Origin of the sequence: Paraburkholderia sp. GAS448 (assembly GCF_050435685.1) — a bacterium.
Classification (GTDB): domain Bacteria; phylum Pseudomonadota; class Gammaproteobacteria; order Burkholderiales; family Burkholderiaceae; genus Paraburkholderia.
In genome coordinates, this window is sequence record NZ_JBNDKT010000033.1 from 1 (window position 1) to 24,642 (window position 24,642).

23 protein-coding genes are annotated in these 24,642 nt (G+C 61.9%); 11 read left to right on the forward strand and 12 right to left on the reverse strand.

All coding sequences use genetic code 11. From position 1 onward, the window contains the following. Nucleotides 1-144 precede the first annotated feature (144 nt). The 3 genes from P3T23_RS36885 to P3T23_RS36895 all read right to left on the reverse strand — a co-directional run bounded on the left by P3T23_RS36885 (nt 145) and on the right by P3T23_RS36895 (nt 3,408). Entirely contained in the window at nt 145-813 is a 669-nt protein-coding gene (locus P3T23_RS36885; RefSeq protein ID WP_429320990.1) for a hypothetical protein, read from the reverse strand. Nucleotides 814-818: 5 nt separating this feature from the next. Further along, complete coding sequence (locus tag P3T23_RS36890) at nt 819-2,213, reverse strand: selenium-binding family protein (protein ID WP_429320991.1); 1,395 nt, start codon at nt 2,211-2,213, stop codon at nt 819-821. 187 nt (nt 2,214-2,400) lie between these two features. Next, the gene (locus tag P3T23_RS36895) at nt 2,401-3,408 is read right to left on the reverse strand and encodes a LysR family transcriptional regulator (RefSeq protein WP_429320992.1); all 1,008 of its coding nucleotides are present in this window, start codon (nt 3,406-3,408) and stop codon (nt 2,401-2,403) included. A 165-nt stretch (nt 3,409-3,573) separates the two neighbouring features. Here P3T23_RS36895 and P3T23_RS36900 point away from each other — a divergent pair, with 165 nt between their 5' ends. The 3 genes from P3T23_RS36900 to P3T23_RS36910 all read left to right on the forward strand — a co-directional run bounded on the left by P3T23_RS36900 (nt 3,574) and on the right by P3T23_RS36910 (nt 7,815). Then, nucleotides 3,574-5,748, forward strand: a complete 2,175-nt coding sequence (locus P3T23_RS36900; protein ID WP_429320993.1) for an FUSC family protein — start codon at nt 3,574-3,576, stop codon at nt 5,746-5,748. Nucleotides 5,749-5,881: 133 nt separating this feature from the next. Then, nucleotides 5,882-6,112: a hypothetical protein gene (locus tag P3T23_RS36905; RefSeq protein ID WP_429320994.1), complete on the forward strand. Its 231-nt coding sequence runs from the start codon at nt 5,882-5,884 to the stop codon at nt 6,110-6,112. Nucleotides 6,113-6,300: 188 nt separating this feature from the next. Further along, nucleotides 6,301-7,815, forward strand: coding sequence for an acetyl-CoA hydrolase/transferase family protein (locus P3T23_RS36910; protein ID WP_429320995.1), 1,515 nt, complete (start codon nt 6,301-6,303; stop codon nt 7,813-7,815). A gap of 72 nt (nt 7,816-7,887) precedes the next feature. On the opposite strand, the gene P3T23_RS36915 is transcribed toward P3T23_RS36910, so the two are convergent. The 7 genes from P3T23_RS36915 to P3T23_RS36945 all read right to left on the reverse strand — a co-directional run bounded on the left by P3T23_RS36915 (nt 7,888) and on the right by P3T23_RS36945 (nt 16,023). Continuing rightward, on the reverse strand, nt 7,888-8,139 hold the full coding sequence (locus P3T23_RS36915; protein ID WP_429320996.1) for a GlsB/YeaQ/YmgE family stress response membrane protein: 252 nt from the start codon (nt 8,137-8,139) through the stop codon (nt 7,888-7,890). Between the two features lie 139 nt (nt 8,140-8,278). Next, nucleotides 8,279-8,986 (reverse strand): MgtC/SapB family protein, encoded by a 708-nt coding sequence (locus P3T23_RS36920; protein ID WP_429320997.1) that lies wholly within the window; start codon nt 8,984-8,986, stop codon nt 8,279-8,281. A 460-nt stretch (nt 8,987-9,446) separates the two neighbouring features. Beyond that, complete coding sequence (locus P3T23_RS36925) at nt 9,447-11,861, reverse strand: TIM-barrel domain-containing protein (protein ID WP_429320998.1); 2,415 nt, start codon at nt 11,859-11,861, stop codon at nt 9,447-9,449. Between the two features lie 34 nt (nt 11,862-11,895). Next, complete coding sequence (locus P3T23_RS36930) at nt 11,896-13,164, reverse strand: MFS transporter (RefSeq protein ID WP_429320999.1); 1,269 nt, start codon at nt 13,162-13,164, stop codon at nt 11,896-11,898. A gap of 382 nt (nt 13,165-13,546) precedes the next feature. Beyond that, the gene (locus P3T23_RS36935; protein ID WP_429321000.1) at nt 13,547-14,611 is read right to left on the reverse strand and encodes an AI-2E family transporter; all 1,065 of its coding nucleotides are present in this window, start codon (nt 14,609-14,611) and stop codon (nt 13,547-13,549) included. A 41-nt stretch (nt 14,612-14,652) separates the two neighbouring features. Further along, nucleotides 14,653-14,805: a hypothetical protein gene (locus P3T23_RS36940; protein WP_429321001.1), complete on the reverse strand. Its 153-nt coding sequence runs from the start codon at nt 14,803-14,805 to the stop codon at nt 14,653-14,655. Between the two features lie 54 nt (nt 14,806-14,859). After that, a complete protein-coding gene (locus tag P3T23_RS36945) occupies nt 14,860-16,023 on the reverse strand; it encodes a metallophosphoesterase (RefSeq protein ID WP_429321002.1) in 1,164 nt (387 codons plus the stop codon). A 430-nt stretch (nt 16,024-16,453) separates the two neighbouring features. Between P3T23_RS36945 and P3T23_RS36950 the strand changes: the two genes are divergently transcribed. Next, nucleotides 16,454-16,777 (forward strand): hypothetical protein, encoded by a 324-nt coding sequence (locus tag P3T23_RS36950; protein ID WP_429321003.1) that lies wholly within the window; start codon nt 16,454-16,456, stop codon nt 16,775-16,777. 254 nt (nt 16,778-17,031) lie between these two features. Then, nucleotides 17,032-17,646, forward strand: a complete 615-nt coding sequence (locus tag P3T23_RS36955) for an alpha-ketoglutarate-dependent dioxygenase AlkB family protein (protein WP_429321004.1) — start codon at nt 17,032-17,034, stop codon at nt 17,644-17,646. Here P3T23_RS36955 and P3T23_RS36960 read toward each other — a convergent pair. Then, a complete protein-coding gene (locus tag P3T23_RS36960) occupies nt 17,585-18,262 on the reverse strand; it encodes a lytic transglycosylase domain-containing protein (RefSeq protein ID WP_429321005.1) in 678 nt (225 codons plus the stop codon). The genes P3T23_RS36955 and P3T23_RS36960 overlap by 62 nt on opposite strands. 299 nt (nt 18,263-18,561) lie before the next feature. Here P3T23_RS36960 and P3T23_RS36965 point away from each other — a divergent pair, with 299 nt between their 5' ends. From P3T23_RS36965 to yjfF, 4 genes are all read left to right on the forward strand, one after another. After that, nucleotides 18,562-19,539, forward strand: a complete 978-nt coding sequence (locus tag P3T23_RS36965; RefSeq protein WP_429321006.1) for an ABC transporter substrate-binding protein — start codon at nt 18,562-18,564, stop codon at nt 19,537-19,539. Between the two features lie 162 nt (nt 19,540-19,701). Continuing rightward, on the forward strand, nt 19,702-21,252 hold the full coding sequence (locus P3T23_RS36970; protein ID WP_429321068.1) for a sugar ABC transporter ATP-binding protein: 1,551 nt from the start codon (nt 19,702-19,704) through the stop codon (nt 21,250-21,252). Beyond that, the gene (locus tag P3T23_RS36975; protein WP_429321007.1) at nt 21,249-22,280 is read left to right on the forward strand and encodes an ABC transporter permease; all 1,032 of its coding nucleotides are present in this window, start codon (nt 21,249-21,251) and stop codon (nt 22,278-22,280) included. The genes P3T23_RS36970 and P3T23_RS36975 overlap by 4 nt, the downstream gene beginning before the upstream one ends. Further along, nucleotides 22,277-23,404 (forward strand): galactofuranose ABC transporter, permease protein YjfF, encoded by a 1,128-nt coding sequence (gene yjfF, locus P3T23_RS36980; protein WP_429321008.1) that lies wholly within the window; start codon nt 22,277-22,279, stop codon nt 23,402-23,404. Before P3T23_RS36975 ends, yjfF begins: the two co-directional genes overlap by 4 nt. A gap of 202 nt (nt 23,405-23,606) precedes the next feature. On the opposite strand, the gene P3T23_RS36985 is transcribed toward yjfF, so the two are convergent. Beyond that, nucleotides 23,607-23,993: a hypothetical protein gene (locus tag P3T23_RS36985; protein WP_429321009.1), complete on the reverse strand. Its 387-nt coding sequence runs from the start codon at nt 23,991-23,993 to the stop codon at nt 23,607-23,609. 86 nt (nt 23,994-24,079) lie between these two features. Here P3T23_RS36985 and P3T23_RS36990 point away from each other — a divergent pair, with 86 nt between their 5' ends. After that, nucleotides 24,080-24,328, forward strand: a complete 249-nt coding sequence (locus P3T23_RS36990) for an AbrB/MazE/SpoVT family DNA-binding domain-containing protein (protein WP_429321010.1) — start codon at nt 24,080-24,082, stop codon at nt 24,326-24,328. Beyond that, nucleotides 24,322-24,642 carry a type II toxin-antitoxin system PemK/MazF family toxin gene (locus P3T23_RS36995; protein WP_429321011.1) on the forward strand — a complete coding sequence of 107 codons (321 nt, stop codon included), beginning with the start codon at nt 24,322-24,324 and terminating at the stop codon, nt 24,640-24,642. The genes P3T23_RS36990 and P3T23_RS36995 overlap by 7 nt, the downstream gene beginning before the upstream one ends.

Genomic DNA, 24,642 nt, shown 5'->3' on the forward strand with positions numbered 1-24,642 from the left:
AGTGCGGATTGCCCGTGTGAAAGTAGGTAATCGTCAGGCTCCCCTGCAGCATCGGAAACCCCACCCCACAAAGGTGGGGTTTCTGCGTTTACGCCACTTCCCAGGCAGCAATGCACACAGCGCCATAGGAGCTGTCTTCTCGACTCAGAGGCCCAGTTGCGCAACGCCACAGCCGAACAACGACACCGTCCACAGAAGATCGAAGTTCACCCACTTTGTCCGAAGGCATGCCACACCGATACGGTCAAAAACCACCAGCGATATCACGGCAGTCGTAAGTAGCATTGCAGCGGTGTGCAGAAAGAGCGCTGCCGATGCCATCGTGACAATGGTCGATACGCTAACGGACACATCAGTTGATGCGCGCACCGCCGCAGCGCTAGTGGACAATCCGTCGCACATTGGTAGCAGCGCCGGAATCAGCATCAAGCCGGCACCGTGCGCGCCAGCCATCAGAAAAGACCATCCTGTCAGGCCCACAAAGCCGGCCTGCATGCCGACGGGCGAGCGCATCCGATGGCCTCGCCACGCATGCCATCCCGCCCAGCCAATCAGGAACACTCCGCATATCCGGTTCAACGCATGACGGTCAAGCACCGTGCTCAGCGAAAATCCAGCCGTTAAAACACAAGCCGCCGCGACGGCATGGCCAAGGGAAATCGGAATGAGCGATAACATGACGACGCGCCGACTGCGCTGATACAGCCCGAGCGCGACCGCAAACAACCAGCCCATCGCTGGATTGAGTCCGTGAAACGTCCCCAACCCGGCGATAACCACCCACGTCCACCAAGGCGACGTCGATAGATTCATGGACGTCACGGGTAGCAGTACGAATCCGACGAACAGTCGCCACCCTGCAGACGAATCTGATGCGGGCGGTGCCCAGCCGGCCATTCGATGAAGAATTTCGGATCGAAGGCGAGCCCACCGTTCGGCGCCGCATCGAGCTTGACCATCCAACCGTCGATGCCTTCAGGATAGAACTGGGAGTCGACCGCTCCGTAAAGCGAGTTGGTGAAATAGATCCGTTTGCCGTCGCGGCTGACTTCCACCATCTGCGGACCGCCATTCAGTGCATCGTTGGGTGCTGCCGGATGCGCGGCACGCGACACAATTCCGCCGATTCTGACTTTTCCCATGAGCGTCGGCGCGAATGGATCAGAGACGTCGTATTGCAGCAGATCTCCGGTACCCCAGCATGAAACGTAAAGGAAGCGATCATCCATCGACAGATCGATATCCGTCACAAGCGGCGGCACCGCGCCGAATGATTTGAGCATCGGTGGCAGTACATCCGCAGCCGCCGGTTCCGCAGGAATGTCGATGACCTTGCGGACGGCCCACTTGTTGCCGTCGCGATGCCACACCCAGATCGAAGACGACAGATCCTTCAGGCTGATCACGCAATTGACGAAACCGTACGGTTTCGTCGGGTCGTGAGCGGGTCGCAATTCGAATACGAGTTGATACTCCGGCCCGAAGTCTATTTCCTGCAGATGCTTGCGTCGCGTGAGGTCCCAGAAGTGCAATCGCCGCCCATACCGCGCGCCTAGCAGCACCTCGGGAATCAAGCCGTTTTCGAACGTGTCCGGTGTTCCCCATTCGCTCGTCACGAGCGTGTCGTAGCCGAGATGCCACCAGCCGTCGTAAGCCAGTTGCTGCGAGCCGCGGTCGACTTCCCAGCGTCCCAGCGGTTCGAAGCTTTGCGGATCCAGCAGGAAAACGCCACCCGGTGCGCCACCGTCGGCGCTGCCGAGCGCAGTCACGTAGATGCCGCCCGGACCGCAATGTACCGTGTGTGGCCGCGTGTAACCGGTCCGGCTCGCGATGGTCTCGGGTTCGATGATCTTGACGATGCTCGGCTTCAGCGGATCAGCTTTCGTATCGACGATATAGATGCGCGACGAACGCAACCCTGGCACTACCAGATAGCGGCGCTCAGTGTGCGGATGAGGTGCATTGGGACACAGACACGAAGAGCAGGCGTTCCAGCCGAAGTGATGCAGTTCGTCGCCCGTATTCGGCATCGTCACCGTCCCGACGATGTTTGCATAATCGGGCGAGGCGGGATCGACATCGACGATCTCGATAGCGTCGGGCAGACCCCGGTCGGGGTCGAACGCCGCGACGTACGCGAGTTTCTCAGGCGGCGCCTGCGCCGCGAGACGAGGTGACGGATAAAAGCTTGGATCGGGCTTCCAGATGCTCATCGCGTTCCTCCGGGTGCCGACGAAGCGGCACGACAGGACTGCACATCATGAACTGTAGCCGCTTCAGGAGATCGGTAAAGCTCAATATGGAATAAGCAAATTCATCGGGAGCGCGCGGTTCATAGTCCTGTGCGAGCCCGTAGCCGCCCGTGTGTTGCGACGTACCGCATCGCAACACACGCGCAAATCAGTGTTCCAGCCGATGAGGCGCCACTTCGACGACGAGACCCGCATGCGCCGGCACCCCGCCTTCGACGGTATCCTTGTTGCCCAGCTCCGCGAGCAGCGCTTCGTCGCGCTCGATAACTTTTGGCAGATGCGTGCGCAGAAACTCGACCCAGGTCCGGGTCTTGGCATCGATGAACTTTCGCGAAGGGTAAAGCGCGTAGACGTTCATCCTCTGCGCCGTGTAATGGGGTAACACGCGGACCAGGGAGCCGTTGCGCAGCCCGTCGATTGCGGCATACAGCGGTAGCATGCCAATGCCCATCCCCTCCCGGATAGCGACCACGAGCGACTCCGCGATATTCACCTGCACCGGCCCGGTGACTTCCATGACCTCCAGACCCTGCGGCCCTTCGAGCTGCCATTCATGCGCCGGAAACGCCGGCGTCTGCAGGATCAGGCACTCGTGATGCGCGAGATCGTGCGGTTCTTGCGGCGCACCATGCGAGCGCACATACGCCGGCGACGCGCACAGGATGCTGAACGTCGAGCCTAGCTGATGCGAAACAAGATCGGAGTTGGGCAGAGTGGACGCCGTGACGACCGCAACGTCGCTACTGCCTTCGAACAGGTCTGGCATGCGTTGGGAGAGCGTCAATTCGACTGTCACTTCCGGATAGAGCGCTCGATAGCGGGAAATAGCGGGGAGCACATAGTGCTGCCCCACGCTCGCGAAACTATGCATTCTGAGTGCGCCTGTTGGACGCTCGTGCGCGCAGCTTGCTTCTTCTTCCGCGTTGTCAACGTCGGCAAGGATCTGCTGACAGCGCTTCAGATACCGTTCCCCGGCGGTGGTGAGCGCGAGGCGCCGCGTCGACCGGTTCAGGAGCCGCGTTCGCAAATGAGCCTCGAGTTCCGATACTGCGCGGGACATCGCGCCGGTCGTCGAATTAAGCGACTGAGCCGCGGCGGTAAAACTGCCCGCTTCGACAACGCGTACGAAGACTCGCATATTCTGTAGCGTATCCATCAATCCTTCTTTGTCTGCAAAGAGATCGTATTGTCCGCCTCTCGGGCAAGGTCATTGTTGTTCGATATGGAACGGATGTTTCTGGCGGCTGCCATTAATGCGAGCTTTTGCGGCTCCTACAATCGGCACCTTGCCGTTACAGCGCCGAGGCGCGCTTCCCTGTTCATGAAACGCCAGTATGCGATCAAGCGGACGCCGGAATCCAGCCGGCGCGGAGCGCTCATGCTGCGCGCGGTCATCTGGGCGGCACGCGACTGGGCCATGACCGATGGCCTCGTCTGGCTGCATCTGCTGAAAACGGTGCTCGCCGCACTGCTTGCGCTGGGTGTCGCGATGCTGCTGGATCTGCCGCAACCGCGCATCGCGATGACGACGGTGTTCGTGCTGATGCAGCCATTGAGCGGCATGGTGCTCGCCAAGAGCTTCTACCGGATTCTGGGGACTGCAGTCGGCATGATCGCGGCGGTCGTGCTGGGGGCGATCTTCGTCCAGCAGCCTGAGCTGTATATGCTCGGCCTGACTTGCTGGGTGGGCGCCTGCACAGCGGCGGCGGTCCGGTATCGGCATTTTCGGTGGTACGGCTTTGTGCTCGCGGGGTACACCGCTGCGTTGATCGGCATTCCGATGGTGATGGAGCCGAACGGCCTGTTTCTCGCAGCGTTGACGCGTTCCGTGGAAGTCACGGTCGGCATCGTGTGCTCGAGTGCGGTCAGCGCGCTGGTCGTACCGTTGAGATCGAGTACAGCATTGCAGAGCGCGCTGCACGCCCGATATCTCAATTTTACTGCGTTTGCCGCGACGGTGCTGGGTAGCCGGGTCGAGCGTGGGACGTTCGAACGGCGTTTTGCGGACCTCGTCGATGAAATCGTCGGCTTCGAGGCGACACGCACGTTTGCCGCGTTCGAAGACCCGGGCATGCGTACGCGCAGTCAACGCCTTGCGCGTCTGAACAGTGAATTCATGGATGCGTGCGCCCGTCTGCATGCGCTGCATCAATTGCTGAAGCGGTTGCGCGCGAGTGGCGCAACCGCGACGATCGATGCAGTTGAGCCGTATTTCGCGGAGTTTTCGTCTCTGTTGAGTGGGCAGACAGGTCGGCTTGAACGCGGCAGGTTGCACGTCGCGCGTGTCGCGAATGCGCTCCTGGCGTTTCAGGCTACCTTGCCGCGGCGCGTTCGAGAGACGCGGCGGCCGCTCGAATCGTCGATACCAGAGGCGTTGCCCGACTTCGATACGTCCGCCGAACTGCTGTATCGCTTTGTCGCGGAGTTCATCCGGTACACGCAGACGTACGCGTCGCTCGCCGATCACAATCCGGTTCGCGAGCGGCTGGCGACACGCTACCTCAACAAGACAAACGGATTCGTAGTGGCGCTGGCGTTTCTGCGTACAGCTGTTGTGGTGGCCGTTGTCGGCTGGTTCTGGATCGAGACTGACTGGCCGAGCGGGGGGCTTGCCGTGATCGGCGCGGCGCTGACGTGCGCATTGACGTCGACAGCGCCAAATGCGTCGCGGCTCGCGCTGCAGATGGCCGTCGGCGCAGCACTGGCGACGATGGCCGGCTATCTCTACAACTTCCACGTGTATCCGAACATCGACGGCTTTCCGCTGCTCTGCGCAACGCTCGCCCCCGTGCTCGCGCTGGGGGCATTTCTCGCGTCGCGTCCACGGACTTCGGGATACGGGATCGGCTTTTCAGTTTTCTTCTGTCTGCTTGCCGGGCCGGACAACGTTGTGACATTCGCGCCAGACCTGCTGATCAACAACGGAGTCGCGATCGTGGTGTCGATGCTGGTCGCGGCGGTGGGTTTCGCGATTGTTTTTCCGCAGCACATGACGTGGCTCATCGACAGGATCCGGCGCGATCTGCGATGTCAGGTCGTACTCGCCTGTAAGGGCAAGCTGGAGGGGCTGAACCAGCATTTCCAGTCGAGCACGCACGACCTCATGTATCAACTGCGCGTGCTGCTCAGAAAGCCATCACGGGCGCACCGGCACGCGCTTCGATGGATGCTCCTCACGCTGGAAGTCGGTCACGCGATGATCGATCTGCGCAACGAAGCCGCGAGCGCGCACTATGCCGAGGCACTCCATCCGCGATGGCGGCCTGTTTTGCAGGAGATGAGCGACGACATCGCGCAGCTTTTCGAGCGACCCGACCCAAAGCTGCTGACGCGCGCGCTCGTTTCCGTACGCGCGGCGACCTGGGTTGCCCAGCAGATTCTCGACACCGGGTACACCGATCGCGACAGGCGACACGATCTGCAGCGCGTGCTCGGCTGCCTGCACTTCATCCGAACGGCCTTGCTGGACAAGGATGCGCCGTTCAATGTCCCCTGATCGACGGGCGCCGCTTCGATCTTTCCTCAGGATGGAAATATGCCTTCTTAGGTGGGTGCTTAATCCCGGCGCACTCCAGTCCTATAGTTTCATCACTGCTCACGCAGACACTGAAAGTACTGGAGAAAATCAAATGAAATTGCTGAAGGTTGTACTCGTTGCATGTTCGCTGTCCGCTGCCATCGCTCACGCACAGACCGCGGCTCCGACCGACGCCAACACCAACATCAATGCGCAACAGGTCGCACAGTCGAACGTGACGCCGTCCGAAGGTCGTGTCGCACGGCATGCCCCGGCAGCGGCGCCGAAGGGTAACGAATGCGTGGGCCCGGTGAGCTTCTGCAACCTATTCTTCGGCAGCTAATCCGGTAACCACGCTGGAAACCAGGCTGTTTCTGTATCGCGTTGGTTCATACGACCAGGTCCACGCTGCGACGCCGTTCACCGAACCTGAGCGCCGCGGCAAGGCCTGGCAATACCCCCGACGGATCCGACGTACACACAAGACCTGCGAACCGCAAAGACGGCACGGGTGACACAGGAGAGACTCACATGTTCGAAGACCGCATTCGTTGCGCCGCATTGCGCGGCAAGGTCGTGTCTGCTGACGAAGCAGCGTTGCTGATTCAGGATGGCATGCGCGTCGGCGCGAGCGGCTTCACGCGAGCCGGCGATGCTAAAGCTGTTCCGCTGGCGCTCGCTGAACGCGCGCGGAAGAGCAGCGCGCCGCTGCGCATTACGCTGATGACGGGCGCATCGCTCGGTCACGACGTCGACCGCATGCTGACCGAAGCGGGCGTGCTTGCACGCCGTCTGCCTTTCCAGGTTGATACGACGCTGCGGCAGGCGATCAATCGCGGCGACGTGATGTTCGTCGACCAGCATCTGTCCGAGACCGTCGAGATGTTGCGCGCGAACCAGCTCGGCAAGCTCGACCTTGCGATCATCGAAGCAACCGCGATCACCGAAACAGGCGGTATCGTGCCGACGAGCTCAGTCGGCAACTCGGCGAGCTTTGCGATTCTGGCGGACAAGGTGATCGTCGAAATCAATCTGGCACAGCCTGTGACATTCGAAGGCCTGCACGACATCTGGATCCCGGGCCGCCGGCCGGACCGTGAGCCGCTGCCGATCGTGCGCCCGCAAGACCGCGTCGGCACGACGTCGATCGAAATTCCGCCGGAGAAAATCGCCGCTATCGTCATCACCGACAAGCCCGACAGCGCGTCGACGGTTCTGCCCGCCGACGACGACACGGCGCGTATCGCGGGTCACCTGATCGATTTCATCCGGCATGAGGTCGCGCACGGACGGATGCCTTCGCCATTGCCGCCTTTGCAGGCCGGTATCGGCACAATCGCAAACGCAGTGCTGGCTGGCTTCGTCCAGTCGCCGTTTGAAGCGCTCACGATGTATTCAGAGGTGCTGCAGGATTCGACCTTCGATCTGATCGATGCAGGCAAAATGGTCTTCGCTTCGGGCGCTTCGATCACGCTCTCCGCTGCGCGGCAGAAGCAGGTATTCGGCAATCTCGATCGCTATCGCAACAAGCTCGTGCTGCGTCCGCAGGAAGTCAGCAATCACCCGGAAGTCATCCGGCGCCTGGGTTTGATTGCGCTGAACACCGCGCTTGAGTTCGATATCTACGGAAACGTGAATTCGACGCACGTCGGCGGCACGCACATGATGAACGGCATCGGTGGGTCTGGCGATTTCGCGCGCAATGCTTCGTGTGCGATCTTTGCGACGAAGTCGGTGGCGAAAGACGGACGCATCTCGAGCGTGGTGCCGATGGTGCCGCACGTCGATCACAACGAGCACGATGTCGACGTGGTCGTAACGGAACAGGGACTTGCCGATCTGCGTGGCCTGGCCCCGCGTGAGCGAGCGGTGCAGATCATCGAGAAATGCGCGCATCCGCTGTATCGGGATCTGTTGCGCGACTATTACCGCGATGCACTGAAGGCAGGTGGGCAGACGCCGCATCGGCTGCAACAGGCGTTCGCTTTTCACGTGCGCCTGAGTGAGACCGGCTCGATGTTGCCGCCAGCGAGCACGCCGGCCTGAAAGAAAGCAAATGTCAGGCGATTGTAATTTTCAGATCGCCTGACGTCACAGCATCTACCGTTCCTGCTGCACCTACGCTCGTTTGATGAGCCGGATGATGAAAAGCAGAATGACGGCGCCGATCAACGCGGTGATGATCGAACCAATCCAGCCGCCGCCAAGCGTAATACCGAGCAAACCGGCCAGCCAGCCGCCGATAAACGCGCCGACGATGCCGACGATGATGTCGACGATCAGGCCGAAGCCGCCGCCTTTCACCAGTACGCCTGCAAGCCAGCCTGCGATTGCGCCAATGATCAGCCAGGCAATGATGCCGTGTTCCATAGTCAGGACTCCATGGTTGAGTGTGAATTGATCACGGTGCTTGAGCTTAGTCGATGATGTGAGCACAGTCCATCATTTGCCAGACAGAATTGACAATGTCTGAACGACCCCACTATCTGGAATCGCCGAAGCGTGAACTTCACTCCGGAGTAGGCTCAGCTTCCGTGGCAGTCCAGCTTACGCTCGATACACTCTTTTCCATGCTGATGCGGCTCGCCATCTGCTCCAGCTTCGGCTGATCTTTCGGATGCAGCTTCAGGGTAGCGGCTACGCGAATGCGGCCTTCCTGTTCCTCGACGTCTTCGCTCGTCAGGCTCTGAAAAGACAGGGGCGCCGAGTACATCGAGTTCGACAGCACCGTGCGGATGTGAATCTCGTCATCCTCGCGGCAGACGACGGTCAACACATATTCCCGCACGAGATCGGCATTGGAAACAGGCGTCGCGTTGATCATCTGGCTGACTTCGCGCAATACGGTATTGGTCAGCAACACGATGCCGGTACCAGCCAGCGCCGGGCCATAGTGTCCCGCGCCGCACAGCACGCCGACAGCAGCCGAGCACCACAGCGTCGCGGCGGTATTGATTCCCTGGATCGAACCCTTGTCGCGCATGATGACGCCGCCGCCGAGAAAGCCGACGCCCGAAACCACATAGGCCGCGATCTGGGTGACGCCCGCGGTGCCGTTGCCGGTCAGCACGCCGAGCGTGACGAACAGACAAGCGCCGCTTGCAACGAGCGTGATGGTGCGCAGGCCTGCGCTGCGCTGCCGCATCTGCCGTTCAAGGCCGATCGCGACGCCGCAGGCGAAGGCGGCGAGAAGCCGCAGGACGAATTCGACTGTCATCGGTTGGGTTATGGATAGGCAAGGTTGCCCACGCAGCGAGCGGGCAATCTTGCAGGTTGAACGATATACATGACAGTTGCGCGAAAGCGTGCGGGCAACGTCAGGCGCGAGAGCGCACGCGAGCGACAGCTTGCGACGCAAACGCCACGATCCGCAATGAATTGCGGAGACGAACAACAGTGCACGGGGATTACTGCGGCGCGCACCCTCTGCCTGGGAGGCAAGACGGCGGCTGGAGAAAAGCTGGCGCGGAGGTCTTGCCGTCAGGCAGTCAGATAAATCGAAGATCGACTGGAACTACTGTCCACGGCGGTTTCCATTTTTGAAGAATGGCCGGATTGTAGGCCGCACCCGAACGGCGGGTCAACCCATGCTTCGCGGTTGAATGGCGTACGGGTTATTGAAAGACAATAGTAATTTGATGCGGATCCGGCACGACCCGCATCGATATCGCTATCTATCAGGCGCTGAGATGGTAGGTGAACTGGACCCAGCCACCCGTGCGCTTTTCGTCTGCCAGCCTGCCGTTCTTCGCTGTCACGGAGCGCGTTTCCGAAGCAGGGAGATGAATGTCGACCGAACCGGCCGGCCGACGCATACGTCCGTGCCATTCGACCGACAACGCGAGCGTTCCAGCATCGCCTTGCGCGGTCACTTTCCATGAACCGTAGTCGCCGTTGCGCCACGCTTCCGATTCGCCGTCGTCCTCGATGCATGCGCCTTCGGTGACGCCGGTGCCTTCACGCGGAATCACGATAAAGCCCCGCTGATCGGCTGGCCGTGCGAAGTGTTGTTCCGCTACATTGAGCGGCACGACGCTGCCTTCGCGGATCAGCACGACAGGCTGGTCCCCCGGCGCGGGAAGGGTGACAGTCGCCCCCCCGGTAAAGGCTTCACCGCTCCAGTACGACACCCAGCGTACGCCGGCCGGCAGATACACCTGCCGATGCGTCTGTCCCGCATCGACGACGGGCGCCACCAGCAACGACGAACCCAGCATCATGTCGTCGCTGTCGACATAGCAGTTCGGGTCGTGCGGAAACTCGCCGAACGTCGGTCGCAGCACAGGCTCGTAGTGCTGCGTCGATTCCCACAGCAGGTGATAGAGGTAAGGAATGAAGCGATAGCGCAGCTTGATCAGATCCGACACAGTGCGCGTCGCTTCAGGATGCATCCACGGCTCGTTGACGGTGCCGTCGTCGTTCCACGAATGGATGCTGAAGCGCGGCAGGAAAATCCCGAACTGAATCCAGCGCACGAACAGTTCCGCATCCGGTGCCGGACCGGAAAATCCACCGATGTCGTGCCCGATATTCGACACGCCGGACAACGCGAGCCCAAGCCCCATCTTGAGGTTGTAGCGCAGCGTTTCCCACGACGTATAGTTGTCGCCCGACCACGTTTGCACGTAGCGGTGCATGCCCACGCCGCCTGAGCGCGAAACGAGAAACGGGCGACTGCCGGGGGCATGCGCGCGCTGGGCGTCGCGTGATGCGCGGATCATCAGCATCGTTTGCAGGACCTTGGCTTCCCGCGCAGGAAAGGGTTTGCCGAAGCCGTGCGCGATGGCGTCAGGGCTCCAGATTTCGAACTCGTTGTTGTCGTTCCATGTTGCGGCAATGCCATGCTGCAACAGCGCGTCTTTCACATGGGCCTGCCACCAGGCGATCGTGGCTGGGTTCGTGAAATCCAGATAGGCGCCGACCTCGTCCCAGAACTGTACCCATGCCGGCGCGCCGCTTTTCGAGCGAATCAGCAGGGCGTCACGCGCGGTCTTCTCGAACTCCGGGTGATCGCGCAGCAGGCAGGGCTTGATGTTCGCGCAGAGCTTGACGCCCTCGTCGAGGTAGCCTTGCACGAAGCCGTCGATGTCGGGAAATTTGTCGCGGTTCCAGTTGAACACATAGCGCTTCGGACCAATCGACGTATAGCCCGACGACAGGTGAAACGAATCGCACAGGATGTCGTGTTCACGGCACTGTTCGATGAACTGGCCCATCTGCTGCTGGGCATCGGGCGCGTCGGTGTAGCTCATCGTCGAGCCCGAATAGCCGAGCCCCCACTTCGGCATCAGCGCAGGGCGGCCCGTAAGCCAGGTGAAGCGTCGCACGCCGGCGAGCGGCGTGTCGGCCGAGGCGATGAAGTAGTAGTCCAGATCACCGTGTTCGGCGACGAAGTAGCGATAGTGGCCGTGATAGTTATCCAGCTCGCGGCCCATGTCGAAGGTGCAGTCGGCGAGCGTGTCATAGAAGAGACCGAAGCCCAGCGACGCGTCGCGCTGCCACGTCAGATAGAACGGGATGTGCTTGTAGAGCGGATCGGTCGTTTTCGCGCTGTAACCCATCGCGTCGATGTTGACCATCTGGTAGCGCTGGTTCGCACGATCGAGCGAACCCGCGCGCTCACCGAGACCCAGATACATTTCGCCGCGTTCGCGCTTGACGTAGTGATACACGCGATCGTCCCACCAGCCGAAGTTACAGGCTTGCGTCGGACGGTCTTCCAGCACGCGTTGCCATGCATCGCCGCGACGCATTTCCCACCCGCAGAATCCGCCTTGCAGCGATACCGTCAAGCGGATCTGGGCCGTTTCGATGCGAAGCTTGCCGGCCTCTTCGTGCAGTGCGAAAGACGGCAGCGTGAAGCCGGACAGATCGAGCCGGTCGCGTCCTTCGACCGGCACATCGTCGAGCCCCGGCGCAATCGCCCAGGTTCGCGGACCGCGCGCCTCGCCGTCGGGCAGGACGCGCACGCGGACGATATCGTCTTCGAGCACGAAGATATCGATGACCGGCCCGGAAACGCTCGTCAGACGCAAATGGTTTCCGTCGGGCTGGGCAGCTTCGAACACCGGGGGATGCAATAACGACGTCATCAGACTTCCTTTCATGGCGACAGACACGCCCGCATCAGGCGTGAGCGAGTGCGCGTTCCTGTTTCGACTGGCCGCGGATCAGCACAACCAGCAACGTAGCGCCGATCAGATCGAACGCAGCGAGACACGCGAAGAGCGGGCCATAGCCGACCGTATCGGCCAGCGCGCCCACCACCAGCGAAAAACTGAGGCCGCCGATCCACGCGGCCATGCCCGCAAAACCGCTGGCGGTCGCGACTTCATCGGAATCGAACACGTCGGCGCTCAGCGTGTTGACGAGAGCGGAGATCATCTGATGCGCGAAGCCACCCACCGAGAAGAGCGCGATCGCCATATACGGCGATGCCACGAGCCCGATGCAGGCCGGCCCGATCATCAGCAGCGCACCCAGCACGACGCCCGCGACGCGCGACCAGATCAGCGGGACGCGGCAATACTTCATCAGGAACGGCGACAGGTAGCCGCCGAAGATGCCGCCCAGATCGGCAGCAAGGAAGGGCAGCCACGCGAAGAGTGCAATCTCCTTCAGATCCATATGGCGCACAGTGACGAGATAGAGCGGGATCCAGAAGCTGAACGTCTGCCAGGCCGGCTCGGCGAAGAAGCGCGGCAGCGCGATCGCCCAGAAGCGGCGCGAGCCGAGCACGTCGCGCACCGGGCGCTGGCTGGCCGGCGGGGACGTCGTCTGTCCTGTTTCGATCAGTGTGCGTTCGTGCTCGGTAATACGCGGATGTTCGTTGGGGGAGCGATAGAGTGCGTACCAGAGCGCGGCCCACACGAAACCGAACGCGCCTGTCACCATGAACGCAGACTGCCATCCGAAGCGCAGTGACAGGAAGATCACGACCGGCGGAGCGAGCAGGGCGCCGAGCGACGTGCCCGCATTGAAATAGCCGACGGCAACCGACTTTTCCTTGTCCGGAAACCATTCGGCGACAGCTTTCATGCCGGACGGAATGGCTGCCGCTTCGAACAGTCCGAGCAGCCCGCGCATGCCGGCAAGCGAGACCCAGCCGGTCGCGAGGCCATGCAGCACGCCGCTGGCGGACCACAAGACCGCGAATAGCGCGAAGCCAAGCCGCAGGCCGATCAGGTCGACGACGATCCCGCAAACCGGTTGCATGATCGTATAGCCGATCTGGAAAGCCCCCACGACGTACGAATACTGCTGCGTCGAGAGATTCAGCACGTGCTTCAACTCGGGCGCGAGGACGCCGAGGGAATTGCGCGCGAGGTAGTTCATGATGGTGCCGAGGCAGACCAGCACGATGATCCACCAGCGTAAGCCTTTGATTGTTTTCAATTCTGTCTCCGTCCTGACTTCCGTCCGCGAGCCGGTGACCGGCCGCGCGCCTGAAGATGATCTGGCTGTCTCATCTGATAGGTCGTCACACGACCGGCAGCCTTTGAAATGACTCTTTTACATTGGGCCTCGCGGGTTCTGATGCCCACTCGACAGCCCTCGCCGTGCTGCTCAATGTGATCCGGCTGCGGAGTGACTGCAATTGTCTGATGACTGATGTCGCCCCGTTAGCAGAATCCTATGTTCGTAAACGAGCGCAGTCAAGCGCGTTGATGTTCGATCGAACATCGAATGAGCTAATTTTCATTTCAATTAGGCTTCGGCGTGTGGTTCGAGACACCGCAAGACGTTCACCTGGGCGGCGGCCGTCAGGCAAACCGTGTCACTGGGTCGACACACCGTGCTTGTCGCGCGTGAGCAGCGCCCAGCAGCTCATGAAGAGCGCAGCGATGAGCGGCCCGATCACGAAGCCATTGATGCCGAGCAGCGACATGCCGCCGAGCGTCGAGATCAGCACGACCCAGTCGGGCATTTTGGTGTCCTTGCCGACGAGAATCGGGCGCAGCACATTGTCGACCATGCCGATCACGAGCGCGCAGAAAGCGAAGAGGCCGAGACCCTTGGCGAGCGCGCCGGTCACGAGGAAGTAGATCGCGACGGGTCCCCAGATCAGCGCCGCGCCGATCGCGGGTAGCAGCGACAGGAACGCCATCAGCACGCCCCACAGCAGCGCCCCCTGAATCCCGACGACCCAGAACGCGATCCCGCCGAGGGTGCCCTGCACGAGCGCCACCGCGACATTACCCTTGACGGTTGCGCGCACGACCGTCGTGAACTTGCGCGTCAGGTGCAGCTTGCGCTCCTCGTCGAGCGGAATCGCTTCGCGGATCAGGCGTGAGATTTCACGACCATCGCGCACGAGGAAAAACAGCAGATACAGCATCACGCCGAAGCTGACGAGGAACTGCAGCGTGTTGTGTCCAATGGAGAGGGCCTGCGCGGCGACAAACTGGCTGATCTGCGCCGCGCCCGCGGTCAGCTTCTGCTGCAGGCCGTGGATATCGGTGAGCCCGACGCTCGCGAGCATGCGCTGCACCGAATCAGGCAGCGCATGCAGGATCTCGTCGAAGTAGCCGCCGAAATTCAGATTGCCCGATCTCAGCTGCCCGTAGACGAGCGCACCTTGCTGAACCAGGGTGCCCGCGACCAGCATCAGCGGCAGGATCACGATGACGACGCACAGCAGCAGCGTGACGAATGCCGCAAGATTGCGGCGCCGGCCGAACCGGATGAGCAGCCAGCGCTGCACGGGCTGGAAAATCAAGGCAAGAATGCTGCCCCAGAAAATCGTATTGAAGAACGGCGCCAGAATGAAACACAGCGCGATCGATACGGTGAACAGGAGAAGATAAAAACTCGTCTGATGCAGCGACTTGTTGCCATCCATAATCGGTCGTCATCCTTCGATGCCTGTACAGGTGCGTTGTATCACGGCTGAGGGCAGGCGAGGCGGCTGTGTTGCAGCAGGTGCAAGGCGCACAGATCATCAGCCGCCATTGCGTTATCGCTATGCATGGCGGGGTCTGGATGGTCGAGATCCGGGGGCGTAGTTTGCGCCTTCGTTGGCGTACTGGTGGTCATCGCGGACTCCGTAAGTGATTCATGACGGAGTCTTCCGCAAGGACCGGGCCTGCCTTAAACGCCCTCGGCAGGCACGAGACGCACGCGCGTGATTTCCGACGGTGCGCCGAGGCGCTTGGGCGGGCCCCAGTAGCCGGTGCCGCGGCTCGTGTAGACCCAGAGCCCGTTCATGCGCGCGAGTCCGGCGGTGAAGGGCTGCTGGAGCCGGACAAAGAAATTCCACGGGAAGAACTGTCCGCCATGCGTGTGCCCCGACAACTGCAGCGTGAAGCCGGCGTCGGCAGCCGCTTCTGCGCTGCGTGGCTGATGGGCGAGCAACACCCTGATCAGCACGTCGCCGGGTGCGCCGGTCAGTGCCGCGGCAGGGTCGCTGGCATGTGCCGGATCGAAGTGCCCGGCGGAATAATCGGTCACGCCCGCGATCACTGCCTGCGCGCCCTTGTGTTCGACGACGACGTGTTCGTTGAGCAGCACCGTGAGCCCGAGGCGCCGGAACTCGTCGATCCACGCATGCGCGCCGGAGTAATACTCGTGGTTGCCCGTGACGAGATAGGCGCCATGCAGTGCCGTAAGCCGGGACAGCGGCTGTGTGTGGCTCGAAAGCTGCTCGACGCTGCCGTCCACGACATCGCCCGTCACGGCGATCAGGTCGGGCTTCAGCCGGTTGACCGCGTCGACGATCGCATCCACATAGCTGCGCTTGATGGTCGGGCCCACGTGGATGTCGCTGATCTGGACGATCGTGAAGCCGTCGAGTGCGGCGGGTAGATCGTCGATCGGGATGTCGATCGTGACGACGCGCGCGCGGCGGCGCGCATTGAAGAGGCCGACGGCAGTCGACAGCAACGCCAGCAGCGGCACTGCCGCGGCGGTATTGATGCGCCACGTAGCGAGCGGCAAGGTATGCGGCCTGATCGCATCGATGGTCAGCAACGAAGCCAGCAGCAGGTCGCGCGCTAACGTCAGCACCAGTAGCGACGAAAAGAACCCCAACACCAGCAGGCCAAGCCAGGCGAGACGGTCGGCGAGGGGCTGTTGCTCGATGTTGCGCGCCAGCACGCCGAGCGGAATCACGCATACGGAAAGCACGAGCCACAACGCGGCAAGCGCGCGTAGCGGCGTGCCGACCGGCAGATCCGGAATCAGGCGGAAGCCGACATAGACATGCAGCAGGATGCCGATAAGGATCACGCGAACCAGAAACGATATGCGGCGCATAGAGAGGGCAGTTGAGGGGCAGTTGAGTCGAACCGGGGAGCATGGCGCCGCACCGAGGGCAGCGGCGCCGGGCGTCGAAACAGCGGACAGGCGAACCATTCTACCGACAGTTCGCCGCGGCTGCCGGTCACGTCCTCGCGCGTGTTTTCGCTGCTCGCATGAGCCATCACGCATCGCATGAAGCGCTGAATTACGCGCCATGGACCGGCGATTCAGCCTGCAGCGCGCGCCGCGGTCCTGCATGCCTTAATGAACTAAACAGATTTTGAATTGCGTGTCTCTATCGCCTATTCTGAAAGTGGGCCCGATCGAAACTGGCTCTGGTTTTCCCTCGTTGAACTGGTTCAATGACGGTGTCAGTCTGGTCGAAACCAGCGCCGATTCGGGGGCGATCTGTCGCCGGTTCAGAGAGCGACGTGGGAGACGAACGATGATGAAGCTGACGAAAGCGCACGGTCACGGCCATCATGAGCATCACATCGGTTACGAGGGCAGTCATGTAATGTTGCCGCTCGTCGTGCTGTCGCTGATGGCGCTGGGTCTGTATTTCGGCGTGCAGCAGATCGAGTTTTCCGAACTGGGCCGCAGCGCATTGTTCGACGTGGTGATGGTGTTCGTGGCGCTGGGGATCGCCGGGATGTTCGGGGTTATCGGCGCATGGTTACGCTCCAACGGCGACGAAGCCGAAGAGGGCTTCTGCTTCGTCGGCGCGTTGATCGGCGCGATCGTCTTCTATATCGCGCTGCTGACGTGACGTGACGCGCACCTCGCAACACACTACATCGATTTTCCAGGCCAGCGGCCCCAGTTCGACTTCCCGATCGTACCCGCGAAGGACGCTTCGACGACCTGTGCGGATCGAAGTCCGACATCGGGCCGGTATCGAGTCCCAAGGCACGCGCGAATGAAAGCGCAAGCGGCTGGATGATTCGCCCAGGCCGCGCCGCTTCATAATGGCGGGGTCTCTCATTCGACGTTTCGCGACGCGCGTGCGCGAGAAGTTTCCTCATGTCCGATCTGTTCAACGACCTTCCTGCTCCTGACGTCGAGTGGTACCCCGACTGGCTCGCCCCTGAAGCGGCGGCGCGGGTGCAGGCACGCATCGTCGAGGAAGTCGCGTGGAAGCAGGACACGATGATGACGCCGGCCGGTCGTGTGCCCCTGCCGAGGCTCACTGCATGGCAGGGCGAGCCGGACGCCGTCTATGTGTATTCGGGTATCCGCAACGTGCCCGATGCATGGACGCCCGCTGTCGCCGAACTCAAGGCCGCCGCGGAAGTCATCTGCGGTGCGCGTTTTAACAGCGTGCTGCTGAATCGCTATCGGAGCGGCTCGGACAGCATGGGCTGGCATGCCGACCGCGAACCCGAACTGGGCGCCGAACCTGTGATCGCGTCCGTGAGCCTGGGCGTCGCGCGTACCTTTGACCTGAAGCACAACAAAACAGGTGTCGTTCAGTCGTTTCCGTTAAAGGGCGGAAGTCTCCTCGTGATGCGCGGACGAACCCAGGCGGAATGGCGGCACCGCGTGCCGAAAGAACCGCTCGTGCAGGGCGAGCGGATCAATCTGACCTTTCGCCTTGTTTCCCGGCTTGTCTCTCGCCCTGCGATGCCGCGCCGATAGCCGCCGTGTCCGGAGCGTCCTCGTCCTGCCTGCCGGCGGCCGTCGCTCGTAGCGCGAACGCGGTGTCGCGGGCGGAATGTAGCGCGGGATCGGCAAAATCGCTGAAATATCGCCAGCGGGCATACACCCTTCGAGCGTAGCCGCGCGTGCCGCCGCTATAACGACTGAGCGCCTGCTGCATGTCGCCATCCGCATCGTCGATATAGCGTCGCAGGATCGACGTCCCGACGTAGATGTTCCCCGCGGGGTCCTGAATGTCCGCGGGCGGTGCGCTGCGCGCCGTGAAGTCGCGAAGCGTCGCCGGCATGACCTGCATCAGTCCGATCGCACCCGCGGAACTGGTCGCGCGTGAGTCGAAACCCGATTCGGTCTGAATGATCGCGAGAATCAGCGAGATCGGCACATGCAGTTTGCCGGCCGCCTGCTCGACCGCGCCAACGATATGTTCCGCACGTTCTGCCGACAGCCGGAAATGACTGGTGAGGATGCGGACCACGGCGGCGTGGCGTCCGTCCGCGTTGTCGTCGGCGCGGGCGGCACCGGCGGCCAGCGTCAACGCAAGCGTGGCGCACAGTAGAACGTTCTTCGGTCGGACAAGGTTCCTTGTACTGTTCATCGATACCGTCGCGTAACAACAGGGTATCGAGAGACTAGCGAACGCGCCGTAGGGAGCGTCTAAAGACTTCCGTTCGCAATATAAGGGAAATGTAAACACACCTCAGTGCCCCCGCGACCGGGCCGTATCCCGCTTCAGGCAACACGGCGGGGCGCTCCATATCAAAACTGGTATGGGTTGCGCAAATCAAATAATTGGACGGTACCGGAACCAGCCACTACGCTAGGTTCGTCCCCATGAGATCGCCGCATGGCCGGGCGGTGGGACCATCGACACAAAACAATGATCAGGAGACAGTCATGATGATTTCACGACGCGCCGCGTTGCGCGCTCTCGTAGCCTGCGCCGGTGCGGGGGCACTCACGTTCTCGGCGGTCAGCGCGCACGCCGAAGACAAACAGATTACGCTGGGCTTCGCCCAGGTCGGGGCTGAAAGCGCATGGCGCACAGCCAATACCGAATCGGTGAAATCGGCAGCCGCCGACGCGAAGATCAAGCTGAAATTCTCCGATGCCCAGCAGAAGCAGGAAAACCAGATCAAGGCGATCCGCTCCTACATTGCCCAGAAGGTCGACGTGATCGCGTTCTCGCCAGTCGTCGAGTCGGGCTGGGAGCCGGTGCTGCTCGAAGCCAAGGCGGCGAAGATCCCGGTCATCCTGACGGACCGCAACATCGATGTGAAAGACACCTCGCTGTACGTGACGATGATTGGCTCGGACTTCATGGAAGAAGGGCGGCGTGGCGGCCATTGGCTCGAAGATCACTATAAAAACGACCAGGGCCCCATCAACATCGCCGAACTCCAGGGAACGGTCGGATCCGCTCCGGCTAACGACCGTCATTCAGGCCTGCTCGAAGTGATCAAGAACGATCCGAAATTCAAGATCATCGCGTCGCAAAGTGGCGACTTCACGCTCGCCGGCGGCAAGCAGGTCATGGAAGCGTTTATAAAAACTTATGGAAATAAAATAAATGTAGTTTATGCGCATAACGACGACATGGCGCTCGGCGCGATCCAGGCGATGGAAGAGGCCGGCATGCATCCAGGCAAGGACGTCGTCGTTGTATCGTTCGACGCGACCAAGGGCGGCTTCCAGGCGATGGCGGCGGGCAAGATGAATGTCGATGTCGAATGCAGCCCGCTGCTCGGACCGCAACTGATGTCGGCGGTGAAGGACGTGGTGGCCGGCAAGCCCTTGCCCAAGCGGATCCTGACGCAAGAGACCGTGTTCCCGCAGAGCGTGGCGGAACAGACGTTGCCGACGCGCAAATATTGACGGCTGGGAACGGCTTCCAGCGAGTTCCTCAGCTTTGCTTTTCTCCAGTGTGGTGCCTCAACGCCGTCCGTTAAAGCGATAACGGACGGCGTCTTTTCAACCGACCCGATCCGGTCTATGGCCCATCAGACACCCGAACCGTCCTCTTCTCCAACCCGCCCGATGTCCGCTGCCACGCTCCCGCATGGCGAGGCGCCGGGCGATCTCGCGCCGGTGCTCGAAACGATCGGTATCAGCAAGACGTTTCCGGGCGTGAAGGCATTGCAAAGCGTCGATTTCCGTCTCTATCCCGGCGAAGTGCATACGCTGATGGGTCAGAATGGCGCGGGCAAATCCACCCTGATCAACGTGCTGACTGGCGTGTTTGCGCCCGAAGGCGGCGAGATACGTCTCGCCGGCGAGCCCGTGCAGTTTGCGTCGCCGCAGGAAGCCGAAGCCGCCGGCATCCGCACGCTGTATCAGGAGGTCAACCTGTGCCCGAACCTGTCAGTGGCGGAGAACATCTTCGCGGGACGTCAGCCGAAGCGGTTCGGCGCGATCGACTGGGCCGACATCAAGCGCCGCGCACAGGCCGCGCTGGCGCGGCTCAACGTCTCGCTCGACGTGACGAAGTCGCTCGACGCGTACCCGATCGCCGTACAGCAGATGGTGGCGATTGCGCGGGCGATTTCAGTGGATGCGCGCGTGCTGATTCTCGATGAACCCACCTCGAGCCTCGACGACGGTGAGGTTGCGCAACTCTTTGAGATACTCAGGAATCTTAAGCAATCTGGAATCGCGATCCTGTTCGTCACGCACTTTCTCGAACAGACCTACGCGATTTCGGATCGCATTACGGTCATGCGCAATGGCGAGCGAGAAGGCGAATATCTGGCGCGCGACCTGTCGGCGGACCGGCTCGTTTCGAAGATGGTCGGCCACGAACGGATGAGCACGCGGCTCAAGGAAGCCGCGCGCGAAGCGCCGGCGGACAAAGCCAAAGTACCGCCCTTCGTCGAGCTGCGCGGTGTCGGGCGCCGCGGCATGATCCAGCCGATCGACATCGACGTGCAACCTGGCCAGATTCTCGGCCTCGCCGGTCTCTTGGGATCGGGCCGCACGGAAACCGCCCGGCTGCTGTTCGGGGCGGACCGCGCGGACAGCGGCACGATCACGATCGGCGGTCAGGCGACGCGGCTACGTTCGCCGCACGACGCGGTTCGCCATGGCATCGGCTACTGCCCGGAAGATCGCAAGAAAGAGGGCATCGTGGCGGACCTGTCGATCCGCGAGAACATCCTGCTTGCGTTGCAGGCAAAACGTGGCTGGCTGCGCAAGATCAGCCGCTATCGCGCGCGGGAGATTGCCGACATGTGGATCGAACGCCTCGGCATCAAGGCGTCCGACGCCGATCAGCCGATCGGACTGCTCTCCGGCGGCAACCAGCAAAAGGCGCTCCTCGCGCGCTGGCTCGCCACCGACCCCAGGCTGCTGATTCTCGACGAGCCCACGCGAGGCATCGACGTCGCCGCGAAGTTCGAGATCATGGACCGCATGCTTGCGCTGTGCGGCAAAGGCCTCGGCATCCTGTTCATTTCGTCCGAGGTGAGCGAAGTCGTGCGTGTGAGCCATCGGGTGGCGGTGCTGCGCGACCGTCGCAAGATCGCAGAAGTTGCGGGCAACGTATCGAACGAAGACGACATCTATCGACTCATCGCAGGAAACGCCGAATGAAGATCCCGAACTGGCTCGGGCGCGACGGCGCCGACCGACCGCTCGTCTGGCCTTGTGTGACGCTGGCGCTGTTGTGCCTGCTCGACCTGTGGGTTAATCCGCATTTCTTTTCGATGCGCATCCTCGATGGCCATCTGTTCGGCGCGCCCATCGACATCCTCAATCGCGCCGCGCCGCTCGTGCTCGTCGCGACCGGCATGACGCTCGTCATCGCGACACGCGGCATCGACATCTCGGTCGGCGCGGTGGTCGCGATTGCCGGGGCGGCGGCGGCGACGGTGCTGGCGAGCAATGCCGTGCCCACCTCCTCGCTGATCGCGCAGGCGCTGTGCGCGGCCCTCGTGGTCGGCGTGCTGAGCGGCATGTGGAATGGGCTGCTGGTTGCTTTCGTCGGGATGCAGCCGATCATTGCGACGCTGATCCTGATGGTCGCGGGCCGCGGCGTCGCGCAGTTGCTGACAGCCGGGCAGATCATCCCGATCGGCGCGCCGGGGTATCTGTTCGTCGGCGGCGGCTATCTGCTCGGGGTGCCGTTCTCCGTGTGGATCGCGACCGTCGCCGTGCTGACGACGGCGCTCTTGGTCGAAGGCACCGCGCTTGGCCTCTTCATTCGCGCAATCGGCGTGAACCCGGTGGCGACGCGGCTCGTCGGCTTGCGCTCGAAGGCGATCGTGTTTGCGGTGTATGCCTTTTCTGGTCTGACCGCGTCGATCGCGGGCATTCTGATCAGTTCGAACGTACGCAGCGCGGACGGCAACAACGCAGGCCTCCTGCTTGAACTCGATGCGATTCTCGCGGTCACGCTGGGCGGCACCTCGCTGCTCGGCGGCAAGTTCAGCCTTGCCGGGACGGTGCTGGGCGCGCTGATCATCCAGACGCTCACGTACACCACGTATTCGATCGGCGTGCCGCCCGAAGCGACGCTCGTCGTCAAGGCCGCAGTCGTGCTGGCGGTGAGTGTGATCCAGTCGCCGTCGGCGCGGTCGATGGCGATGTCGCTCTTCACGTCGCGCGGGGTGGCACGATGAGCCGCCTCTTTGCTGCCTGCGCCCGCATCGTCGATCCGCGCACATTGCCGCTTGCTGTCACGATCGCGTTGTTTTGCGCGCTGTTCGGTTTCGGCTCGGTGATGTACACCGGCTTCTTCTCGTGGCAGGTGCTGCTCGACCTGCTGGTCGACAACGCGTTCCTGCTGATCGTCGCGATCGGCATGACCTTCGTGATCGTGTCCGGCGGGATCGATCTGTCAGTGGGTTCGGTCGTCGCGCTGACGACGATCGTTGAGGCCGTGCTGTCAGAGCGTATGCATCTTTCGGTGTGGCTGATCCTGCCGATCGTGCTCCTGATGGGGACGCTCTTCGGCGCTGTGCAAGGGGCGCTGATTCACTTCTTCCGTCTGCAGGCGTTTATCGTGACGCTTGCCGGCATGTTCTTCGCGCGTGGCCTGTGCTTCCTGATCACGACCCAGTCGATCACGATCTCCGACCCGACTTTCAAGGCGATTTCCGCGTATCGGCTGAACCTCGGTACAGGTTCGGTGACGGCGAACGTGTTGATCGCGATGGCGACGCTCGCCGTGGCGGTCTACGTCGCGCACTTTACGCGCTTCGGTCGCAACGTCTATGCGATCGGCGGCAATGCGCGATCCGCCTTGCTGATGGGCTTGCCGGTCGCGCGCACGAGAATCGGCGTCTATGCGTTGAGTGGTTTTTGTTCGGCGCTTGGCGGCGCGGTCTTCACGTTCTATGTGCTGTCGGGATATGGCTTGCAGGGGCAGGGCATGGAACTCGACGCAATCGCTGCAACCGTGATCGGCGGAACGCTGCTGACTGGGGGCGTCGGCTATGTGATCGGCTCGCTCTTCGGTGTCGGCATTCTCGGTACGATCCAGACGCTGATCACGTTCGATGGCACGCTCAGTTCATGGTGGACGCGCATCGTGATCGGCGCGCTGCTCTGTGCGTTCTGTCTGCTGCAACGGTTGATCGAGCGTCAGGCGCGCGGCGCGCGGCGGCCTGGCGGGACAGGAGCGGTCGCGACGGCAGGCAGGAAGCGCGCGAGGTCGTCACGCGATGAGCACGCGGTCGACCCTGATCCGAATGCGATGGGGCATACGCCGGCGGGTGCCTTGCAGAAGTCGGGCGGGCGCTAGAGCGCGTACTGGTTTTGCCGGAGGAGCAGCACCTGGTTTCGCGCTCATCGGGCGACGGTGCGAGATCAGGCGTGAAGCGCGAGCAGTTGCTTCTCGCGCGTTTCAGGCAGCGTCAACGCCGCGAGAATCACGATGCCCTACGCGGCTGCGGCGAACACGCCGATGGCGTGCCCAGACGCCATCGTCTGTGACACGTAGCCGATCAGGAACGGGAACGTCGCTCCGACGGCGCGGCCGAAGTTGAGATCAGCGCGATTTCAAATGAAGCCACCGCGAACGTGACGAACTCACGCTTGCGACCGATACGATCACTGACGTAAGCGCCGGTCGGATAGCCGCAGTACCGCCCGACGATCTCGACGCCCCATAGAAGCTTCCTGTGCCGATTACTCTCAGATGCTTTTCCGTCTTGAGATGGGTAGGCTGTTTGCCTCACTACATCCGGCGGCTGAACGACGCACGCAGCCGAATTTTCGTGGACCTGTCCGTCGACACAATTGCGGTGCTGTCGCCGCGTGATCGAGCGTCGGCAATGACTGGCGATGACAGCCAATGAGGGGCGGCGACGGGCGGCCGCATTGAGATCCATCCTATGCCGTTTGCCGTGCTAGAATGTACCAACATTGTATTTACATCTCATCCTCAACCGCATAACATTCTGCTTCAGGTGACGCCATGAAAACGACGATCCGCAAGATGGGCAATTCGCACGGCGTACTGATTCCGAAACCGATCTTGACCCAACTGGGACTGGAGGACGAAGTGGATATGCAGGTAGAAGGGGATGCGCTGGTCTTGCGCCGTCCGCCGAAAAAAGCGCGTGAAGGCTGGGCAGATGCAAGCCAGTCGCTGGCTGCGTCAGGCGACGATCGTCTGGTAATGGGCGAGTTTCCGAACGCGGAGGACGCGGGGTTCGAGTGGTAGCGCGCGGCGAAGTATGGCTCGTGGCGCTCGATCCCACCATCGGCAGCGAGATCCAGAAAACGCGGCCTTGCGTGGTGGTGTCGCCGCCCGAGTTGCACGATCATCTGCGCACCGTGATAGTCGCGCCGATGACCACCGGCAGCAAGCCGGCGCCGTTTCGCGTGCCGCTGACGTTTCAGCGCAAGAAGGGGCTGGTGTTGCTCGACCAGATCCGCACCGTCGACAAGGCGCGGCTCGTGAAGAAAGCGGGCGCAGTCTCGGACCTGGCGCTGTCGAACGCGTTGTCGACGTTGCAGGAGTTTTTCGTCGAATAG

Coding starts and splice junctions, on each gene's coding strand:
- P3T23_RS36885 (WP_429320990.1), bottom strand. CDS start 813: ATGAATCTATCGACGTCGCCTTGGTGGACGTGGGTGGTTATCGCCGGG.
- P3T23_RS36890 (WP_429320991.1), bottom strand. CDS start 2,213: ATGAGCATCTGGAAGCCCGATCCAAGCTTTTATCCGTCACCTCGTCTC.
- P3T23_RS36895 (WP_429320992.1), bottom strand. CDS start 3,408: ATGGATACGCTACAGAATATGCGAGTCTTCGTACGCGTTGTCGAAGCG.
- P3T23_RS36900 (WP_429320993.1), top strand. CDS start 3,574: ATGAAACGCCAGTATGCGATCAAGCGGACGCCGGAATCCAGCCGGCGC.
- P3T23_RS36905 (WP_429320994.1), top strand. CDS start 5,882: ATGAAATTGCTGAAGGTTGTACTCGTTGCATGTTCGCTGTCCGCTGCC.
- P3T23_RS36910 (WP_429320995.1), top strand. CDS start 6,301: ATGTTCGAAGACCGCATTCGTTGCGCCGCATTGCGCGGCAAGGTCGTG.
- P3T23_RS36915 (WP_429320996.1), bottom strand. CDS start 8,139: ATGGAACACGGCATCATTGCCTGGCTGATCATTGGCGCAATCGCAGGC.
- P3T23_RS36920 (WP_429320997.1), bottom strand. CDS start 8,986: ATGACAGTCGAATTCGTCCTGCGGCTTCTCGCCGCCTTCGCCTGCGGC.
- P3T23_RS36925 (WP_429320998.1), bottom strand. CDS start 11,861: ATGACGTCGTTATTGCATCCCCCGGTGTTCGAAGCTGCCCAGCCCGAC.
- P3T23_RS36935 (WP_429321000.1), bottom strand. CDS start 14,611: ATGGATGGCAACAAGTCGCTGCATCAGACGAGTTTTTATCTTCTCCTG.
- P3T23_RS36940 (WP_429321001.1), bottom strand. CDS start 14,805: ATGACCACCAGTACGCCAACGAAGGCGCAAACTACGCCCCCGGATCTC.
- P3T23_RS36945 (WP_429321002.1), bottom strand. CDS start 16,023: ATGCGCCGCATATCGTTTCTGGTTCGCGTGATCCTTATCGGCATCCTG.
- P3T23_RS36950 (WP_429321003.1), top strand. CDS start 16,454: ATGATGAAGCTGACGAAAGCGCACGGTCACGGCCATCATGAGCATCAC.
- P3T23_RS36955 (WP_429321004.1), top strand. CDS start 17,032: ATGTCCGATCTGTTCAACGACCTTCCTGCTCCTGACGTCGAGTGGTAC.
- P3T23_RS36960 (WP_429321005.1), bottom strand. CDS start 18,262: ATGAACAGTACAAGGAACCTTGTCCGACCGAAGAACGTTCTACTGTGC.
- P3T23_RS36965 (WP_429321006.1), top strand. CDS start 18,562: ATGATGATTTCACGACGCGCCGCGTTGCGCGCTCTCGTAGCCTGCGCC.
- P3T23_RS36970 (WP_429321068.1), top strand. CDS start 19,702: ATGTCCGCTGCCACGCTCCCGCATGGCGAGGCGCCGGGCGATCTCGCG.
- P3T23_RS36975 (WP_429321007.1), top strand. CDS start 21,249: ATGAAGATCCCGAACTGGCTCGGGCGCGACGGCGCCGACCGACCGCTC.
- yjfF (WP_429321008.1), top strand. CDS start 22,277: ATGAGCCGCCTCTTTGCTGCCTGCGCCCGCATCGTCGATCCGCGCACA.
- P3T23_RS36985 (WP_429321009.1), bottom strand. CDS start 23,993: ATGGATCTCAATGCGGCCGCCCGTCGCCGCCCCTCATTGGCTGTCATC.
- P3T23_RS36990 (WP_429321010.1), top strand. CDS start 24,080: ATGAAAACGACGATCCGCAAGATGGGCAATTCGCACGGCGTACTGATT.